Below are 1,509 nucleotides of genomic sequence, written 5' to 3' on the forward strand. Positions count from 1 at the left end.
CAAGCAGTCGGGCAACGGCCGCGACAAGTCGCTGCACGCGCTCGAGAAGTACACCGAACTGAAGTCGACGCTGATCCGGCTGCGCTGATGCACTGCGGGGCGCGGGCGCAGCGCCATAGGGCGGTGTGCCCGCGCCCGTGTGCGTTGCGCCCGCGTTGCGTTCAGTGTTGCGCTAAGCGTGGCGTCAAGCGGTGCGCAGCGCGGGGTGGAAGCCGGCGGCTTCGATGATCGACTGCACGCGCTCGGCGCCTTGCGCCGACTCGACCTTGACGATCTTCGCCGCGACGTCGATGTCGAGCTTCGCGGCGGGATCGGCTGCCGTCACCGCGCGCGTGATTGCATTGGCGCAGCCGCCGCAGGTCATGTCCTGGACTTCGAATTCCATCGTGTTCTCCTGAGTTGACGATTGACAAGCATCGACAGCATGAAGCTTGCCACGGTGGGAAGGTCAAGCGTACGCGTGTCGACGAAGATCCGTGTCGCGGCTCCGGTGCGACGACGGTAGTGCGGCGACAGCCTGTTGTAAAGGTGATGTCTGATGAATCGCTTGCGGGCTTTTGCCGTCATTCGGCACTTGTCCCGATTGACGGCGAAGCGTTCCGGGCGAAGCGGGGTGGATGCCTTGCCGGGCAAGGCGTAGCGGCACTCGATGAAGCGCGATCACCATGTCGCCAGTAAGGGTACGCGAGTTGGAAATGCGAATCGATCTTAGTATCAGCTCCCTTCGATATTTCAATTCGTTACCCCCCATGAACCGTTTTGCTTTCGGCTTTTCGCTGGCGCTGCTGGGCGCATCGGCCACGTCCGCATTTGCGGCCGACGATGTCGTCAACCTGACCCTGAAGGATCACAAGTTTTCGCCGGACGGCGTGACGATCCCGGCCGGCAAGAAGGTGAAGTTCGTCGTGAAGAACCTCGACGCGACGCCCGCCGAATTCGAGAGCGACGATTTCAAGGCGGAGAAGGTCGTGCCTGCCGGCAAGTCGGTGGAGATCCTGGTCGGGCCGCTGAAGGCCGGGACCTACGAGTTCCACGACGAGTATCACGAAGCGCAGTCGAAGACGCACCTGACCGTCAAGTAAGCGGATACGGACATGCTGTCGACTGCCCTGATCGTCTTTCGTGAAGTGCTCGAGGCCGCGCTGGTGGTGTCGATCGTGATGGCCGCGACAAAAGGCGTGCCGCGGCGCGGCTGGTGGGTCGGCGGCGGCCTGGCGGGCGGCGTGATCGGCGCCGGCCTGATCGCGGCGTTCGCCGACGTGATCTCGCAATGGGCATCCGGCATGGGGCAGGAGGTCTTCAACGCGGGCGTGATGTTCGTCGCGACGCTGATGCTCGCGTGGCACAGCATCTGGATGAGCCGGCACGGTCGCGAGATGGCGATGCAGATGACGGCGGTCGGGCGTGCCGTCGCGGCCGGCAGCAAGCCGCTGACGGGGCTCGCGATCGTGGTCGGCGTCGCGGTGCTGCGTGAAGGCTCCGAGGCCGTGCTGTTCCTGTACGGCATCG

At 64.3% G+C, this 1,509-nt stretch carries 3 protein-coding genes; 2 read left to right on the top strand and 1 reads right to left on the bottom strand.

From position 1 onward, the window contains the following. Nucleotides 1–184: 184 nt before the first annotated feature. Nucleotides 185–385, bottom strand: coding sequence for a heavy-metal-associated domain-containing protein (locus VK92_RS38685; protein ID WP_021162112.1), 201 nt, complete (start codon nt 383–385; stop codon nt 185–187). A gap of 364 nt (nt 386–749) precedes the next feature. On the opposite strand from VK92_RS38685, the gene VK92_RS38690 reads away from it, so the two are divergent. Then, nucleotides 750–1,082 (top strand): cupredoxin domain-containing protein, encoded by a 333-nt coding sequence (locus VK92_RS38690; RefSeq protein WP_021162111.1) that lies wholly within the window; start codon nt 750–752, stop codon nt 1,080–1,082. Nucleotides 1,083–1,094: 12 nt separating this feature from the next. Next, nucleotides 1,095–1,509: FTR1 family protein (locus VK92_RS38695; RefSeq protein WP_048468265.1), on the top strand; the 415-nt coding region annotated here is incomplete at its 3' end.

It is taken from the genome of Burkholderia sp. LK4 (assembly GCF_001043615.1).
GTDB classification, from domain to species: domain Bacteria; phylum Pseudomonadota; class Gammaproteobacteria; order Burkholderiales; family Burkholderiaceae; genus Burkholderia; species Burkholderia cepacia.

What these genes read in the sequence shown, in the direction of transcription:
- VK92_RS38685 (WP_021162112.1), bottom strand. Translation starts at nt 385, where the DNA reads ATGGAATTCGAAGTCCAGGACATGACCTGCGGCGGCTGCGCCAATGCA.
- VK92_RS38690 (WP_021162111.1), top strand. Translation starts at nt 750, where the DNA reads ATGAACCGTTTTGCTTTCGGCTTTTCGCTGGCGCTGCTGGGCGCATCG.